General features: G+C 73.6%; 13 protein-coding genes. 11 read left to right on the top strand and 2 right to left on the bottom strand.

Annotated elements, in window-relative coordinates; genetic code table 11:
- Window positions 1-291 precede the first annotated feature (291 nt).
- From ACZ7D7_RS23675 to ACZ7D7_RS23685, 3 genes are all read left to right on the top strand, one after another.
- Window positions 292-1,461: a glycerophosphodiester phosphodiesterase gene (locus ACZ7D7_RS23675; RefSeq protein WP_470826780.1), complete on the top strand. Its 1,170-nt coding sequence runs from the start codon at window positions 292-294 to the stop codon at window positions 1,459-1,461.
- A 75-nt stretch (window positions 1,462-1,536) separates the two neighbouring features.
- Complete coding sequence (locus tag ACZ7D7_RS23680) at window positions 1,537-2,154, top strand: RNA polymerase sigma factor (protein ID WP_470826781.1); 618 nt, start codon at window positions 1,537-1,539, stop codon at window positions 2,152-2,154.
- A 57-nt stretch (window positions 2,155-2,211) separates the two neighbouring features.
- Window positions 2,212-2,709 carry a GNAT family N-acetyltransferase gene (locus ACZ7D7_RS23685; RefSeq protein ID WP_470826996.1) on the top strand — a complete coding sequence of 166 codons (498 nt, stop codon included), beginning with the start codon at window positions 2,212-2,214 and terminating at the stop codon, window positions 2,707-2,709.
- A 34-nt stretch (window positions 2,710-2,743) separates the two neighbouring features.
- On the opposite strand, the gene ACZ7D7_RS23690 is transcribed toward ACZ7D7_RS23685, so the two are convergent.
- Entirely contained in the window at window positions 2,744-3,154 is a 411-nt protein-coding gene (locus tag ACZ7D7_RS23690; RefSeq protein ID WP_470826782.1) for a hypothetical protein, read from the bottom strand.
- A 1-nt stretch (window position 3,155) separates the two neighbouring features.
- A complete protein-coding gene (locus ACZ7D7_RS23695; protein ID WP_470826783.1) occupies window positions 3,156-3,515 on the bottom strand; it encodes a hypothetical protein in 360 nt (119 codons plus the stop codon).
- A 619-nt stretch (window positions 3,516-4,134) separates the two neighbouring features.
- Here ACZ7D7_RS23695 and ACZ7D7_RS23700 point away from each other — a divergent pair.
- The 8 genes from ACZ7D7_RS23700 (at window position 4,135) to ACZ7D7_RS23735 (ending at window position 16,248) form a co-directional block, all read left to right on the top strand.
- Window positions 4,135-5,172 (top strand): methionine ABC transporter ATP-binding protein, encoded by a 1,038-nt coding sequence (locus tag ACZ7D7_RS23700; protein ID WP_470826785.1) that lies wholly within the window; start codon window positions 4,135-4,137, stop codon window positions 5,170-5,172.
- Complete coding sequence (locus ACZ7D7_RS23705; protein WP_470826786.1) at window positions 5,169-5,990, top strand: methionine ABC transporter permease; 822 nt, start codon at window positions 5,169-5,171, stop codon at window positions 5,988-5,990. Before ACZ7D7_RS23700 ends, ACZ7D7_RS23705 begins: the two co-directional genes overlap by 4 nt.
- Window positions 5,991-6,055: 65 nt before the next feature.
- A complete protein-coding gene (locus ACZ7D7_RS23710) occupies window positions 6,056-6,883 on the top strand; it encodes a MetQ/NlpA family ABC transporter substrate-binding protein (protein WP_470826787.1) in 828 nt (275 codons plus the stop codon).
- Between the two features lie 136 nt (window positions 6,884-7,019).
- A complete protein-coding gene (locus tag ACZ7D7_RS23715; RefSeq protein WP_470826789.1) occupies window positions 7,020-7,658 on the top strand; it encodes a GNAT family N-acetyltransferase in 639 nt (212 codons plus the stop codon).
- Window positions 7,659-7,764: 106 nt separating this feature from the next.
- A complete protein-coding gene (gene cbiE, locus ACZ7D7_RS23720; RefSeq protein ID WP_470826791.1) occupies window positions 7,765-8,973 on the top strand; it encodes a precorrin-6y C5,15-methyltransferase (decarboxylating) subunit CbiE in 1,209 nt (402 codons plus the stop codon).
- Between the two features lie 382 nt (window positions 8,974-9,355).
- Window positions 9,356-14,023 carry a nicotinate-nucleotide--dimethylbenzimidazole phosphoribosyltransferase gene (gene cobT, locus ACZ7D7_RS23725; RefSeq protein WP_470826792.1) on the top strand — a complete coding sequence of 1,556 codons (4,668 nt, stop codon included), beginning with the start codon at window positions 9,356-9,358 and terminating at the stop codon, window positions 14,021-14,023.
- Window positions 14,024-14,138: 115 nt separating this feature from the next.
- Complete coding sequence (cobA, locus tag ACZ7D7_RS23730; protein ID WP_470826793.1) at window positions 14,139-15,371, top strand: uroporphyrinogen-III C-methyltransferase; 1,233 nt, start codon at window positions 14,139-14,141, stop codon at window positions 15,369-15,371.
- A 52-nt stretch (window positions 15,372-15,423) separates the two neighbouring features.
- A complete protein-coding gene (locus tag ACZ7D7_RS23735) occupies window positions 15,424-16,248 on the top strand; it encodes a TrmH family RNA methyltransferase (protein WP_470826795.1) in 825 nt (274 codons plus the stop codon).
- The last annotated feature ends 5 nt before the right edge of the window (window positions 16,249-16,253 follow it).

Below are 16,253 nucleotides of genomic sequence, written 5' to 3' on the forward strand. Positions count from 1 at the left end.
TGCGGTGGCCTGCCGACGGCCGGACGTCACGCGGCCGCCACGTGTGACGGACGTCGCCCGGGGCAGGCCCGACGGGTTCCCCGCCGCGCCGCACCGAATCCCGTGTCGGTCATATCCGCCTGTGTCGGGACCTGGCGCCGGAACGGCCCCTGACCGGACGCCCCGTCACATCTCCTTCCCCGTACGACATCCGGGATCACCCGGGTGTTCCGCCGGAGGTCTCCCGCACGTCATGTCCGCGCCCATACGATCGGCCCGCACCGACGACAGACGGCACGGCAGGAGGCGCTCATGGGAACGCAAGGGTCGGACGAGCAGACGGGCGGTACCGGGCGGCGGGCGCTTCTCGGCGCGGCGATGCTCGGCGCGGGAGGGGCGGTCCTCGGACTGTCCGGCACCGCGAGAGCCGCCGGGGCCGCGCCGCGCGGCAGCGGCGGACTGCGGGGGCTGCCCGTCCCGACGATCATCGGCCACCGCGGGGCCAGCGGCTACCGCCCCGAGCACACCCTCGGCGCCTACCAGCTCGCCCTCGACATGGGCGCCGACATCGTCGAGGCCGGCGACCTGGTGCCCACCAAGGACGGCCACCTCGTGTGCCGCCACGAGCCGGAGATCGGCGGCACCACCGATGTCGCGGACCACCCCGAGTTCGCCGACCGCAAGAAGACCAAGCTGCTCGACGGCGTCTCCACCACGGGCTGGTTCACCGAGGACTTCACGCTCGCCGAGCTGAAGACCCTGCGGGCCAAGGAGCGCATCCCCGCCAACCGCCCGCACAACACCCTCTACGACGGCCGCTGGGAGATCCCCACCTTCGAAGAGGTGCTCCGCTGGCAGGACCGGCAGACCCGCGAGACCGGCAAGCAGGTGTGGATCTACCCCGAGCTCAAGCACCCCACCTACTTCCGCGAGCTGGGCCTCGGCCTGGAGGACCTCGTCGCCAAGGTGCTGCGCCGGCACGGCAAGGACAAGAAGGGCTCGCCGGTCATCCTCCAGTCCTTCGAACCGACCAGCATCCAGCGCCTGAACAAGCTCGTCGGCAACCCGCTGGTCGTCCTGCTCTCCGGCGCGAACAGCCGCCCCTGGGACTTCCAGAAGACCGGCGACCCGCGCACCGTCGCCGACCTCGTCACCCCCGAGGGCCTGCGGGAGATCGCCGGCTACGCGCAGGGCATCGGCCCGACCCTCGACCTGGTCATCCCGAAGGACTCCACCGGCAGGCTGACCGAGCCGACCACGCTCGTCCGGGACGCCCACGCGGCCGGCCTGATCCTGCACCCGTACACGCTGCGCAACGAGAACCCGTTCCTGCCGGCGAACTTCCGCAAGGGCACCGACCCGGACGCCTACGGCGACGTGTTCGGCGCCTACCGCGCCTACTTCGCCACCGGCATCGACGGGGTCTTCACCGACCAGCCGGACACCGGCCTGCTGGCCCGCGAGGACTTCGTCAACGACTGAGCCGCCGCGCCCCGATCGGGGTGACCCACGGCCGCCCGGGCAACCCGTCGCCCGGGCGGCCGCGTCGCTCCGCACATGACACCCGAACGCGCCGCCTCACACCCGTCGCCCCACGCGGTCCACGCCCCGCCCCCGGCGCCCCACGCGGCCCACGCCCCGCGCCCGCCCTCGACGCCCCGGCCGCTCTCCGCCTCGCCCCCGACGCCCCGCCTGGTCCTCGCCCTGCGTCCGCTGCTCGCCGCCGAGGCCGCCGCCGAGGCCCCCGCCGCCGGGACCGAGCCCGGCGACCTGGAACAGGCGGTCTGGCTGCGTCTCCTGGAACGCCTCGCGGCCCACGACCCGCCGCCCGACCCGCCCCGCTGGCTGCGCGCGGCCGTCCGCGCCGAGGCTCGCCGCAGCCGCCGCGCCCACCGCCTCGAACGGCCGTACGTCACCGAACCCGCCGACGACGGCCGGTACGACCCCGAGCGCCTCGCCCTCGCCGCCGCCCACGGTCGTGCCCTGCGCGAGGCGGTGCGCCGGCTGCCGGGCCGCTGCCCCCGCCTGCTGGACGCCCTGCTGTCCCCGCGGGACCTGACATACCGGGAGATCGCGGGGGAGTTGGGTATCTCACAGGGCGGTCTTGGACCGGAACGTTCCAGATGCCTGGGATGTCTGCGTCGATTGCTCACATCGGAGGTTGCGGCCCGCTGAGCGCGGGGATAGGAGTGAGGGACAACAGGTGATCAGGTGAGCGGGAGGCGTGCGCACATGGGCATGAGCGTGACCATCTCTGCGGCGGCCGAGCAGGACGCGGAGCAGATCTTCAGGCTGCAGTACCTCTGCTTCCAGAGCGAGGCCGCGCTGTACGGCAACTACCGCATCGACCCGCTCGTCCAGAGCCTGGACTCCGTCCGCGAAGAGGTCGCCACCGACTGCGTCTTCGTGGCCCGGCTCGGCGACGAGGTCGTCGGCTCCGTGCGCGGCCGCGTCACGGAGGACGGCGCCGCCGCCATCGGCAAGCTGTGCGTCCACCCCCGCCTCCAGGGCCACGGCATCGGCGCCCGCCTGCTCAAGGCGGCCGAGGCGGCCCTCGCCGACGAGCGCGGCGCGACGACGTTCCGCCTGCACACCGGCCACCGCAGCGAGGGCAACCTCAGCCTCTACCGCAAGGTCGGCTACGAGACGGTGGGCACCGCGCAGGGCACGGACGGCGTACCGATGATCGTCCTCGAGAAGCGGGCCGGGGCGTACGTCCAGACGGCCTGACGCCAGGAGCCCGCGCCGCCGGAGCGCGTGACGCTCAGGCGGCGTGCGGCTCGGCGGCGCGCGCCTTGCGCAGCCAGTGGATCGCCGACAACGGCAGCAGGACCGGGATGAAGAGATAGCCCATCCCGTAGTCGGACCACACGGTCGCGTCGGGGAACGCGGACGGATCCAGCACCGTCCACGTCCCCACGACCAGCACACCGGCCAGTTCGGCCGCGCAGCACACCAGTGCCGCGCGGCGAGCCGTCTCCCCGCCCCGCACCAGCGAGTACGTGATGAACCCGTACACCAGCCCCGCCGCAGCGGACAGCGAGTAGGCCAGCGGCGCCCGGTCGAACTCGGTCGCGATCTGGTACACCGACCGCGACACCGCGCCGACCACCATCACGCCGTACAGCCAGACCAGCAGCATCCCGGGTCCGCCGATGAGCCTCTTCCCGGCCATCTCAGCCTCCCCAGATGTCGTACAGCCGCACCTCGAGCACGGCCAGCACCACGCCGCTCGCGGCGACCGTCACCGAACCCCAGCGGGTGCGCTCCGCCAGCGACATGAAGGCCGCCGCGGGCACGCACGCGAACGCGCCGATCAGATACGCCACGAAGATCGTCGTGCCCTGGCCCGGCTCCTCGCCCCGCGCCAGCAGCACGATGCCGACCACCAACTGGATCAGGGTCAGCAGCGTCACCACGGCCATCCCGATGAAGTGCCAGTCCTTCGTCGGCTCGTCGCGGTAGGCGGCCCAGCCGCACCAGGCGGCGAGCAGCAGCGCGGCGACGCCGGTCGCCGGCATCAGGACATCAAGCATGGCAGTGACCCTATTACGGCCCCGGGGCCGTACCGAGGCCGACCCCGGGCCGCACCGGCACGGCACCTCGCCGCGTTGCCGCGCCTGCCGGCACGCCCCGTACCGACCGTGGTCTTGGCCACAACCCACCCGGCCGGGAACTCGGCGCCGGCCTCCTGGTGCCCGACCTGCCGGCCCTGTCCGCGCTGGTCACCGGCGGTGTCGTGGAGATCGCGGCCCGCGCCCGACAGGTGTCCACGGCTGTCCGGCATGCGGACAGCGGATGCCCGGTCAGCACCGTAGGTCTGGTTTACTGATCGCATGACCACGACGAGCGACCGCATCCCTGCGACCGAGGCGACGATGACGCCCGGTGCTCGTTGTCTGTGTCGGCTGTGCCGAATGCGCGCCTTCTAGAGGGCCCCCGCACCATCTGAGCCTCGCGCCCCGAAGCGAGTGCCCGCTCCTTTCCCGTGTGCGCCCCGCGTACCGGACCGGAGCCATGCCCCCGCGCACCGGTTTCTCCCGGTTTCACCACGTTCGTGAGAGCCGTGCCGCGTTTCCCCGGAACCCGGAAGAACAATGCCCCGTGCCCGGCGCCCACTCCCGCGCCGCGCACTCGACAGTGACGGAAACCCACGTGATCACCACATCGGGCCTCACCAAGGTCTACCGCTCGCGCGGCCGAGAGGTCACCGCCCTGGACGGCGTCGACCTGCACGTCCGCGAAGGCGAGGTGTACGGCGTCATCGGCCAGTCCGGCGCCGGAAAGTCCTCGCTGATCCGCTGCATCAACCTCCTGGAGCGCCCCACCTCCGGCACGGTCACCGTCGCCGGACAGGACCTCACCGCGCTCGCCGGCCGCGGACCGCGCGCCGGCCGGGAACTGCGGCAGGCGCGCAGCCGGATCGGCATGGTCTTCCAGCACTTCAACCTGCTGTCCTCGCGGACCGTGCAGGACAACGTCGAACTGCCGCTGGAAATCCTCGGCGTCTCGGGGAAGGAACGTTCCCGCAAGGCGCTCGGGCTCCTCGACCTCGTCGGTCTCGCCGACAAGGCCAAGGCCTACCCCGCCCAGCTCTCCGGCGGCCAGAAGCAGCGCGTCGGCATCGCCCGCGCCCTCGCCGGCGACCCCAAGGTGCTGCTGTCCGACGAGGCCACCAGTGCCCTCGACCCGGAGACCACCCGCTCCATCCTCCAATTGCTGCGCGACCTGAACCGGCAGCTCGGCCTCACCGTCCTGCTCATCACGCACGAGATGGACGTCGTGAAGTCGATCTGCGACTCCGCCGCCCTCATGGAGAACGGCCGCGTCGTCGAGTCCGGCACCGTGAGCGAACTGCTCGCCACCCCCGGCTCCGAACTGGCCGCAGCCCTCTTCCCGGTCGGCGGCGAGGCCTCCGCCGGGGACCGCACCGTCCTGGACGTCACCTTCCACGGCGAGTCCGCGACGCAGCCCGTCATCTCCCAGGTGGCGCGCACCTACAACATCGACATCTCCATCCTCGGCGCCGCCATCGACACCGTCGGCGGGCTCCAGGTCGGCCGGATGCGCCTCGAACTGCCCGGCCGCTACGAGGACAACGTCGTCCCCATCGGCTTCCTGCGCGAACAGGGCCTCCAGATCGACGTCGTGAACCAGGACGAGCCGTCGCTGGTGAAGGAAGGTGCCAAGTGACCTGGTCCGAGATGCAGCCCCTGCTGGAACAGGCCTGTCTGGAGACGCTGGTCATGGTCGGCTGGTCGACCCTGATCGCGGTCCTCGGCGGCCTCCCCGTCGGCATCCTGCTCGTCCTGACCGACCGGGGCGGCCTGCTGCAGAACACCGTGGTGAACAAGGTCCTCGGGCAGATCGTGAACATCGCCCGCTCGATGCCGTTCATCATCCTCATGGTCGCGCTGATGACCTTCACCCGCTGGGTCACCGGCACCACCATCGGCAGCGAGGCCGCGATCGTGCCGCTCGCCATCGGGGGCATCCCCTTCTACGCCCGGCTCGTCGAGACCGCCGTGCGCGAGGTCGACCACGGGCTCGTCGAGGCCGTGCAGGCGATGGGCGGCAACGTGTGGACCATCGTCCGCAAGGTGCTCGTCCCCGAGTCGCTGCCCTCCCTGATCGCCGGCACCACCACCACGGTCATCGCCCTCATCGGCTACTCCGCCATGGCCGGCACCGTCGGCGGCGGCGGACTCGGCGACCTCGCCGTCCGCTACGGCTACCAGCGCTTCGAGGCCGGCCTGATGTGGGTCACCGTCGCGATCCTCGCGGTCGTCATCTCCCTCATCCAGTTCGCCGGCGACTACGCGGCCCGCGCCCTGCACCACCGCGGCGCCCGCTCGGGACCCGGCCCGCGACTCCGCCTGCTGAAGGCGAAGGAGCCCGCCGCGGCAGACGTGACAGCCGCTGTGAAGGCCGACGCCAAGGCCGACGCGAAGGCCGACGCGAAGGCCGACGCGAAGGCCGACGCGAAGGCCGGCGTGAGCAAGGTCGCGTAACTCCCCAAGACCCCCCGTCCTACCCGTTGACGGGGTCGCACCACCCATCAGGAAAGGCACTTTTCGTGCGTAACACCGCCAAGATCACCACTGCCGTCCTCGCCGCCGGAGCTCTCACCCTCGGGCTCTCCGCCTGCGGCGCGGACCAGGACGCCGCCACCGACACCTCCGGGCCGCTCGTCGTCGCCGCGAGCCCCGTCCCGCACGCCGAGATCCTCACCTTCGTGAAGGACAACCTGGCCAAGGACGCGGGACTCGACCTGGACGTCCGGGAGTTCACCGACTACGTCACGCCGAACACGGCGACCGAGGACGGCTCCGTCGGCGCCAACTACTTCCAGAACCAGCCGTATCTCGACGACTTCAACAAGAAGAACGGCACCCACGTCGTGCCCGTCGTCACGGTCCACCTGGAACCGCTCGGCCTCTACTCCCACAAGGTCAAGAAGGCCGACGACCTCAAGAGCGGTGCGACCGTCGCCGTCCCCAACGACACCGTCAACGAGGCCCGCGCCCTCAAGCTGCTCGCCGACAACGGGATCATCGCCCTCAAGGAGGGCGTCGGCAACGAGGCGACCCCGGCCGACATCACCAAGAACCCCAAGAACCTCAAGTTCAAGGAGCTGGAGGCCGCCCAGACCCCGCGCTCCCTGGACGACGTCGACGCCGCCGTGGTCAACGGCAACTACGCCATCGAGTCCGACCTCGAACCCTCCGAGGACGCCCTCGTCCTGGAGTCCGCCAAGGACAACCCCTACGGCAACTTCCTCGCCGTGAAGGAGGGCAACGAGGACGACCCGCGCGTGAAGAAGCTCGCGAAGCTCCTCACCTCGCCCGAGGTCAAGAAGTTCATCGAGGACAAGTACGCCGGCTCCGTCGTCGCCTCCTTCTGAGGGCCGCTCGCGGTCCGGCACGCACGGGGTCCGCTTCCTGAAGGGAGCGGGCCCCGTGGTGCGGTTCAGTGCTTTCATGCTGCATGCTGGGCAGTTCAGCAGGCCATGAAGGTTCCCGAAGGTTACGGAGCGGCGCATGACTAGCACCTTCCCCAACGTCTCCATCAGCACGGAGCGGTTGGTGCTGCGCCCCTTCGAGGAACCGGACGTCGAGGCCTTCGCCGAGATGATGAACGACGAACTCGTCACCGCCTGGACCTCCGCCCCGCACCCCTACACCGAGGCCGACGCCCGCGCCTGGATCACCGAACGCGCCCCGGCCGAACGGACCGAGGGCCGCGGCATCGTCTTCGCCGTCACCGAGTTCCTCACCCAGCGCCTCGTCGGCATCGTGCACCTCCAGCACACCGACTGGCGCGTCCGCTCCAGCGAGATCTCCTACGTCATCGCCCCCTGGGCGCGCGGCGAGGGCTACGCCTCCGAGGCCGCCTTCGCCACCGCCCGCTGGCTGTTCCAGGACCAGAAGTTCGAGCGCCTCGAACTGCGCACCGCCGCCGACAACACCGCCTCCCAGCAGGTCGCCCAGAAGATCGGCTGCATCAGCGAGGGCGTCCTGCGGGGCGCCTGGATAGCCCGCGCCAAGGCCGAGGACGGCCGGTGGACCGACGTACGCACCGACGTCATCGTCTGGAGCCTGCTCCCGGAGGACCTCGCCGGTGTCGCCGAGCAACTCGCCGACACCGGCGGTTTCACCTCCTTCGACGACTGGAACTGAACCCACGGGCGACGCCACCGCCGTCCGCCCCACCAGGTAGTCTCACCAAGCCCGCCCTCGCGGGACGACCAGCCGACCTGCGCAAACCCCCTGGAGACTGACGACGATGGCCGACCGGGTCACGGTGATCGGCTGGGACGGTTCGCCGCTGACCGCCGCGGCACGAGCCGCCCTGGGCGCAGCAACACTCGTCGCGGGCGCCGCCCACCACCTCGCGCTCCCCGAAGTCCCGCGCGGCGCCGAACGCGTCCGCCTCGGCAGCGTCGCCCTCGCCGCCCGCCGCATCGCCGCCCACCGCGGCACCGCGGTCGTGCTCGCCGACGGCGACCCCGGCTTCTTCGGCGTCGTACGGACCCTGCGCGCACCCGAGTTCGGCCTCGAGGTCGAGGTCGTCCCCGCCGTCTCCTCCGTCGCCTCCGCCTTCGCCCGCGCCGGCATGCCTTGGGACGACGCCCACGTGGTCGTCGCACACCCCCGCACCCTGCGACGCGCGGTGAACGTATGCCGCGCCCACACCAAAGTCGCCGTCCTCACCTCGCCCGGCGCCGGCCCCGCCGAACTGGGCCTGCTCCTCGAAGGCGTGCACCGCACCTTCGTCATCTGCGAGGAACTCGGCACCGACCGCGAACAGGTCAGCGTCGTCACCTCCGACAACGCCGCCGACCACACCTGGCGCGACCCCAACGTCGTCATCGTCATCGGAGGCCCCGTCGGCGGCGCCGAGAGCGGCGGCTGGATCGCCGGACGCGACCCCGCCACCGGACCGCGCGGCTGGACCCTGCCCGGAGAGACGTACGGCAGCCTCGGTGAGGGCGAGAACGACCTGCTGCGCGCCGCCCAACTCGCCCGCCTGGGACCGCGAACCGGTGACCTCGTGTGGGACATCGGCTGCGGCGGGGGCGCGTTCGCCGTCGAGGCCGCCCGCGCCGGCGCCGCCGTCATCGCCGTCGACCGCGACCCCGACGCCTGCGCCCGCACCGCCGCCGCCGCGCGTCGCCTCGGCGTCCAGCTCCAGATCGTCCACGGCACCGCGCCGCACGTCCTGGAGAACCTCCCCGAACCCGACGTCGTGCGCGTCGGCGGCGGGGGAGCGGCCGTCGTCTCCGCGGTCGCCGACCGGCGCCCGCAGCGCGTCGTCACGCACGCCGGCACCCGGGACGCCGCCGAACTCGTCGGCCGCGACCTGACCGAGCACGGATACGGCGTCGAGTGCGCCCTCCTCCAGTCCGTCGAACTCGACACCCGGGCCTGGACGGAGAAGGAACGGAGCGTCGCGTTCCTGCTCAGCGGCGTGCTGCCGGTCCGCGCGGGCTGATCCCGACACCGTCCCGGTGATCCGGTTGTCGTACCGCGCGCGGTAGGCTGGCCGATCGCTGCACACCACACGGGCGCCCGGCGCTTCGTCGGCCAATGTCCGGAAAACACGACCGTTTTGGGGCGGGTGTGGTACGGCAGTAACCGGGAGGGCGCGCAACGTGGCGCAGTCCACATCGGGCAGTCGTGGATCACGCTGTCGTGACGGAGGAACGACCGCGACAATGCCACTGAATGGATTGCCACTGAATGGCTTTGTCGTCTTTTCCGGCGGGTCGTTCGTGCCGCTGGGCACGCACGCTCGTTCTTCACTGCGGGGCGGTCAGTGCGCCGTTCCGGGTGAGCTGGTCGTAGAAGCACTAACCGATGGGCGAGGGGTACGCATGACCGACACCGGCCAGGTCCCGGGCGACGGGCTGCCGGAGAACGCAGGCACGGTGGAACAGCCGGGCGCCCACGCGCACGGCTCGTACACCTACCTCTCCGAGACCACCGCCCAGGACGAAGACCTGTTGCTGCTACCGGGCGCGCAGAGCCCCTGGGGCAACGAGGTCGCGCCGCCCGCCCCGGAGCCCGTCGTGGAGGCCGTGCACCAGCCCGGCCCGCACGAGACCGCCGGCCGCGACAGCGGCTTCGTCGACCTCGGCGGCGTCCGGCTCCCCGACACGGGCCGGCGGAGCGCGTCCACCGGGTCCACCGCGTCGACCCCGTCGGCCACGCTGCCGCCGCGTCGGCCGCTGCACCTCGGCCCGCCCGTCCCGAACATGTCCGCGAGCCCGGTCCGCTCCCTCGCCGACCGCGGCCCCGCGGACGCGCCGCGCCAGCCGAACCCGGAGTACCTCGACGCGACCGCACCGACCGCACCGACTGCGGTGGGCGCGCCGGGCGCACCGGCGTGGGCCGCCCAGGCCCGCCCCGCCGAAACGGTTTCCCCGGCCGAGCCCGGCGCCGCCGAGGCAGCGGTGACCCGCGCGACGCGGTCCGCCGCCGGCGAGGGGGAGGCGCAGCCCCGGAACGTCCAGGAGGCCGCTCCTCAGGACGGTCCCGACCTGGCGTCCAGCGCACCGGAGGAGACCGACGCGCCGGAGACCGCGCAGGGACCGGACGGTGCCGCTGCGGTGGAGGACGTGGCGGCTCAGGAGGCTGCCGCGCCCGAGCAGGCGCAGGTCACCGAGGCGGTCGTCGCCGAGGAGACGCCCGAGCCCGGCGCGGTGACGGCGGAACAGGTTCCGGAGGCCGAGGACGCCGCGCAGGAACAGACGCCGACGGCTGTCGAGGCTGTGGCCGACGCGGCCGACGCGGCCGGCGGGGAGCAGGGCGTCGAGGGCGACGCGGGTGTCGCCGAGCGGCGTGCCGAGGGCGGCGCGGCCGGCGGGGAGCAGGGTGCCGAGAGCGGCGCCGCTGCTGAGCAGGTCCCCGCGTCCGGCGCGGCTGTCGGTGAGTACGTCCCCGAAGCCGCCGAGCAGGTCGAGGACGCTGACGCGCCGGTCGCGCAGGCCCCGGCTTCCCAGGTGCCGGGCGCAGAGGTTCCCGTTCCGGGAGCATCCGATGCCGGGGAGACCCCGGTCGCCGTGGCGGCCGCCGCTGAGCAGGACACCGTGACCGAGGCGGTTACGGCCGAGCAGGCCGCCGTCTCCGAGGCGGTGGTGGCCGACCAGGCCCCCGCGCCCGACGCCGACGCCTCCGAGCAGGCCCTCGCATCGGCACAGGATGCCGCAGAGCAGGCCCTGGCCCCGCAGCAGCCCTCGGCGTCCGACGCCGACGCCTCCGAGCAAGCACAGGGCACCGACGCCCCGGCTCCCGAGCAGCCCTCGACGTCCGACGCCGCCGCTCCGGCCACCGCCACGGCCCCGGAACCGCTCACCCCCGAGACCACCCCGTCCGCCCCCGAGGCGCAGGCCTCCGAGGCGGGCCCAGTCTCCAGCCAGGGCAGCCCTGAGGCGGCCACCGCCCCCGTCGGCCAGGACGCCCCCGAGCCGACCGCGCACCCGGTTCACGCCACCCCTGAGGCCGCCCCGCACCCCGGCCAGACCACCCCGGACGCGGCCGCAGTCCCCGCAGACGGGGCCACCCCTGAGGCAGCTACGGCCCCTGCGGACCAGACCACCGCGGACGCAGCCACGGCCCCGGCGGGCCAGGCCACCCCGGACGGGGCCGCAGTCCCCGCAGACGAGGCCACCCCTGAGGCAGCTACGGCCCCTGCGGACCAGATCACCCCGGACGCAGCCACGGCCCCCGTGGACCAGGCCACCCCCGAGGCCCCCACCGCCTTTTCCGCCGAGGCAGCCCCCGAAGCGACCCCGCTCCCGGACCAGGGCACCCTCCAGGCACCCCAAGCACCCCACGGCCTCCACGCACCCCACGGCCTCCACGCACCCCAAGGCCTCCACGCACCCCAAGCCTCCCAGGCCCCCCAAGTCCCCCAAGCCACCCCAGAAGCCACCCTCCCCACCCAAGCCCCCACCGCCACCGAAGCCCCCGCACCCCCCCACCCCGCCGCTCCCGACGTCGCCGACCTCCCCACGGCCGCCCCCGCCCAGGTAGCCTCCGAAGCCTCCGTGGGCAGCCCCGCCCCGGTCAGTCCCGACTCCGCCGCAGGCGCCCCCGTTCCCGCAGCCGTTCCGTTCCCCGAAGCAGCCGAGGCCGACCCCACGCAGGCCGCGCAGCCCGCCGGGGAGACCGTTGCCGTCACCGGGGACACCCCCGCCGCCGGTACCGACACGACGGTGCCGCAGGACGCGACGCGGCAGGACGGGCAGTCCCCCCAGGAGGTGCAGGTGACCCCGGACCAGCGGATCACCCACGACCCGCAGCAGCCCGAACCCCAGTCGGCGGTCCACGCCGCGCCGGTCGGCGGGCCCGCGGACCCGAACCGGGCGACCCCGGCCCCGCAGGGCCCCCAGTCCTCCCCCGGCGGCGCGCCCGCACACGCGCAGCCCGCCCCGGAGCCCGCGCACGTGTCCACCGCTGCCTTCGCCCCCGCCCACCCGGCGGACGCCACCGGCAATGGCCACCACGAGCCGCCCGTCGGCCAGTTCGTCCCCGTCGAGGGCACCGTGCCGACCACCCCGCACCTCGCCCCGACCCCGCCGCACGCGATCACCGTGCCCGCCGTGGCCGGCGAGGTCGCCGACGCACCCGCCGAGCAGCCGGAGGCCCCCGCGGTGCCCGCACCCCGCGAGGCCGAGCAGGCGCAGGCCGACCCCGGGCTCGTACAGCACGCCGACGACCTGGACACCCGGGCCGCCGAGCAGGACGACCAGAACGACCAGGAAGCAGAGGGCGCGGCCGCAGTGGCAGAAGCACCGCAGTCCACCGGTCCGGCCGCCCCCGGCTACGACGACGCCGAGCGCGAGGCCGTCCTGAAGGTCATGCGCGAACGCCGCGACATCCGCAACGGCTTCCGCGGCGACCCCATCCCGCACGAGGTCCTGCTCCGCGTCCTGGAGGCCGCCCACACCGCGCCGTCCGTCGGCCACTCGCAGCCCTGGGACTTCGTGGTCATCCGCTCCGCCGACACCCGGCGCGCGATGCACGAACTCGCCATGCGCCAGCGCGACGCGTACGCCAAGTCCCTCCCCAAGGGCCGGGCCAAGCAGTTCAAGGAACTGAAGATCGAGGCCATCCTCGACACCCCGGTGAACATCGTCGTCACCGCCGACCCCACCCGCGGCGGCCGGCACACCCTGGGCCGGCACACCCAGCCGCAGATGGCCCCGTACTCCTCCGCGCTCGCCGTCGAGAACCTCTGGCTCGCCGCCCGCGCCGAGGGCCTCGGCGTCGGCTGGGTCAGCTTCTTCGACGAGCGCGAGATGGTCCGCGCCCTCGGCCTGCCCGAGCACCTGGAGGTCGTCGCCTACCTCTGCGTCGGCTACGTCGACGAGTTCCCGGACGAGCCCGAGCTGATGCAGGCCGGCTGGTCCAAGCGCCGCCCGCTGTCCTGGGTCGTGCACGAGGAGACGTACGGCCGCCGCGCCCTGCCCGGCGAGGACCCGCACGACCTGCTCGCCGAGACGGTCGCGCAGATCCGCCCGCTGGACGCCAAGGCGCTCGGCGAGGCGTGGGAGCGGCAGAAGCGCATGACGAAGCCGGCCGGCGCGCTCGGCATGCTGGAGATCATCTCCGCGCAGCTGTGCGGACTGTCCCGGCAGTGCCCGCCGCCGATCCCGGAGCCCGCGGCCGTCGCGATCTTCGCCGGCGACCACGGCGTGCACGCCCAGGGCGTCACCCCGTGGCCGCAGGAGGTCACGGCCCAGATGGTCGCCAACTTCCTCGGCGGCGGCGCCGTCTGCAACGCCTTCGCGAGCCAGGTCGGCGCCGAGGTCTGCGTCGTCGACGTCGGCGTGGTCGCCGACCTGCCCGCCACCCCGGGCCTGCTGCCGCGCAAGATCCGCGCCGGTACGTCCGACATGACGACGGGCCCCGCCATGTCCCGCGAGGAGGCCAAGCAGGCCATCGAGGTCGGCATCGAGACCGCCCGCGACCTGGTGGCCGCCGGCAACAAGGCCCTGCTCACCGGCGAGATGGGCATCGCCAACACGACCGCGTCCGCCGCCCTGATCTCGGTGTTCACGGGCGCCGACCCGTCCGAGGTCACCGGCCGCGGCACCGGCATCAACGACGAGACCCTCGCCCGCAAGACCGAGGTCGTGCGCCGCGCCCTCGACGTGCACCGGCCGGACCCCGCCGACCCGATCGGCGTCCTCGCCGCGATCGGCGGTTTCGAGCACGCCGCCATGGTCGGCCTCCTCCTCGGCGGCGCGTCCCTGCGTACGCCGGTGATCCTGGACGGTGTCAGCGCCGGCGCCGCCGCGCTCGTCGCCCGCGCGATCGCCCCGGAGGTCCTCGCGGCGTGCATCGCCGGTCACCGCAGCGCGGAGCCGGGCCACGTCGCGGCCCTCAACAAGCTGGGCCTGCGCCCGCTGGTCGACCTCGACCTCCGCCTCGGCGAGGGCACCGGTGCCCTGCTGGCCCTCCCGCTCGTGCAGAGCACGGCCCGCGCGATGCACGAGGTGGCGACGTTCGACTCGGCGGGCGTCACGGAGAAGTAGCGACGGACCGGGCGTCCGGGTGCCCAGCCCCCGGACGCCCGAGCCGCCCTCTCCGGCCGCGCCGTAAAATCCGCACGTCAGGGCATCGCACCGCCGCAACAGGAGCCGCACCCTCATGGCCGAACACCCCGCCTACCCCGTAGGCCTCCGCCTCACCGGCCGCCGAGTGGTCGTCCTCGGCGGCGGCCAGGTCGCCCAGCGCCGCCTCCCGGCCCTCGTCGCGGCCGGCGCCGACGTCCTCCTCGTGTCGCCGGACGCGACCCCGTCCGTCGAGGCGATGGCGGACGCCGGCGAGATCACCTGGGAGCGGCGCCCGTACGCGGACGGCGACCTCGCCGACGCCTGGTACGCCCTGATCGCCACCAGCGACCCGGAGGCCAACGCCCGCGCCTCCGCGGAGGCCGAGCGGCACCGCGTCTGGTGCGTGCGCTCCGACGACGCCGACGCCGCGACGGCCTGGACCCCGGCGACCGGCCACAGCGAGGGCGTCACCGTCGCCGTGCTCACCACCGACGCCAAGGGCCGCGACCCCCGGCACACCGCAGCCATCCGCGACGCGGTCGTCGAGGGCCTGCGCGACGGCACGCTCGTCGCCCCGCACCACCGCACCCGCACCCCGGGCGTCGCCCTCGTCGGCGGCGGCCCGGGCGACCCGGACCTGATCACGGTCCGCGGCCGCCGGCTCCTCGCCGAGGCCGACGTCGTCATCGCCGACCGCCTCGGCCCCCGCGACCTCCTCGCCGAACTCCCGCCGCACGTCGAGGTGATCGACGCGGCGAAGATCCCGTACGGCCGTTTCATGGCCCAGGAGGCCATCAACAACGCGCTGATCGAGCACGCCAAGCAGGGCAAGTCGGTGGTCCGCCTCAAGGGCGGCGACCCCTTCGTGTTCGGCCGCGGCATGGAGGAGGCGCACGCCCTCGTCGAGGCCGGCATCCCGTACACCGTCGTGCCCGGCATCTCCAGCTCCATCTCGGTCCCCGGCGCCGCGGGCATCCCCGTCACGCACCGCGGGGTCGCCCACGAGTTCACCGTCGTCAGCGGGCACGTCGCCCCGGACGACGAGCGCTCCCTGGTCGACTGGCCGTCCCTGGCGAAGCTCACGGGCACCCTCGTGATCCTCATGGGCGTCGACAAGATCGGCCGGATCGCGGAGACCCTCGTCGCGCACGGCAAGGCCCCGGACACCCCCGTCGCCCTCGTCCAGGAGGGCACCACGGCCGCCCAGCGCCGCGTCGACGCCACCCTCGCGACGGTCGAGGAGACGGTCCGGGCCGAGGACGTCCGCCCCCCGGCGGTCATCGTCATCGGCGAGGTCGTCACCGTGGGCCCCACCCCGTCGGCCTGACCCGCCACCACCAGCCCCACCCCCACCCACCCGGACGAGGCAGCAGCATCCCGTGGCCGAACTCATCACCGTCGACACCCCCGACGACCCGCGCCTGCACGACTACACCGGCCTGACCGACGTCGACCTGCGCCGCCGCCGCGAACCAGCCGAGGGCCTGTTCATCGCCGAGGGCGAGAAGGTCGTCCGGCGCGCCCTGGACGCGGGCTACGAGATGCGCTCGATGCTGCTGTCGGCCAAGTGGGTCGACGCCATGCGCGACGTCATCGAAGCCACCGGCGCCCCCGTCTACACGGTCGACCCGGAACTCGCCGAGCGCGTCACCGGCTACCACGTGCACCGCGGCGCCCTCGCCTCGATGCAGCGCAAGCCGCTGCCGACGGCGGCCGAACTCCTGGGCAGCGCCCGGCGCGTGGCCGTCATGGAGTCGGTGAACGACCACACCAACATCGGCGCCATCTTCCGCTCGGCGGCCGCCCTCGGCATGGACGCGGTACTGCTCTCCCCGGACTGCGCCGACCCCCTGTACCGGCGCAGCGTCAAGGTCTCGATGGGCGCGGTCTTCTCCGTGCCGTACGCCCGCCTTGAGGCCTGGCCGAAGGACCTGACGACGGTCCGGGAGGCGGGCTTCACCCTGCTCGCCCTCACCCCGGACGAGCGGGCGAAGACCCTCGACGAGACCGCCCCGCACCGGATGGACCGCGTGGCCCTGATGCTCGGCGCCGAGGGCGACGGCCTCTCCGCCCGGGCCCTGCGCGCGGCCGACGAGTGGGTCCGCATCCCCATGTCCCACGGCGTCGACTCGCTCAACGTCGGCGCGGCGGCGGCGGTCGCCTTCTACGCGGTGACGGCGGGCCGCCCCGAAGCGCACGTCTAGCGCTC

It is taken from the genome of Streptomyces sp. NPDC037054, from assembly GCF_055606745.1.

Coding starts and splice junctions, on each gene's coding strand:
- ACZ7D7_RS23675 (WP_470826780.1), top strand. CDS start 292: ATGGGAACGCAAGGGTCGGACGAGCAGACGGGCGGTACCGGGCGGCGG.
- ACZ7D7_RS23680 (WP_470826781.1), top strand. CDS start 1,537: ATGACACCCGAACGCGCCGCCTCACACCCGTCGCCCCACGCGGTCCAC.
- ACZ7D7_RS23685 (WP_470826996.1), top strand. CDS start 2,212: ATGGGCATGAGCGTGACCATCTCTGCGGCGGCCGAGCAGGACGCGGAG.
- ACZ7D7_RS23690 (WP_470826782.1), bottom strand. CDS start 3,154: ATGGCCGGGAAGAGGCTCATCGGCGGACCCGGGATGCTGCTGGTCTGG.
- ACZ7D7_RS23695 (WP_470826783.1), bottom strand. CDS start 3,515: ATGCTTGATGTCCTGATGCCGGCGACCGGCGTCGCCGCGCTGCTGCTC.
- ACZ7D7_RS23715 (WP_470826789.1), top strand. CDS start 7,020: ATGACTAGCACCTTCCCCAACGTCTCCATCAGCACGGAGCGGTTGGTG.
- cbiE (WP_470826791.1), top strand. CDS start 7,765: ATGGCCGACCGGGTCACGGTGATCGGCTGGGACGGTTCGCCGCTGACC.
- cobT (WP_470826792.1), top strand. CDS start 9,356: ATGACCGACACCGGCCAGGTCCCGGGCGACGGGCTGCCGGAGAACGCA.
- cobA (WP_470826793.1), top strand. CDS start 14,139: ATGGCCGAACACCCCGCCTACCCCGTAGGCCTCCGCCTCACCGGCCGC.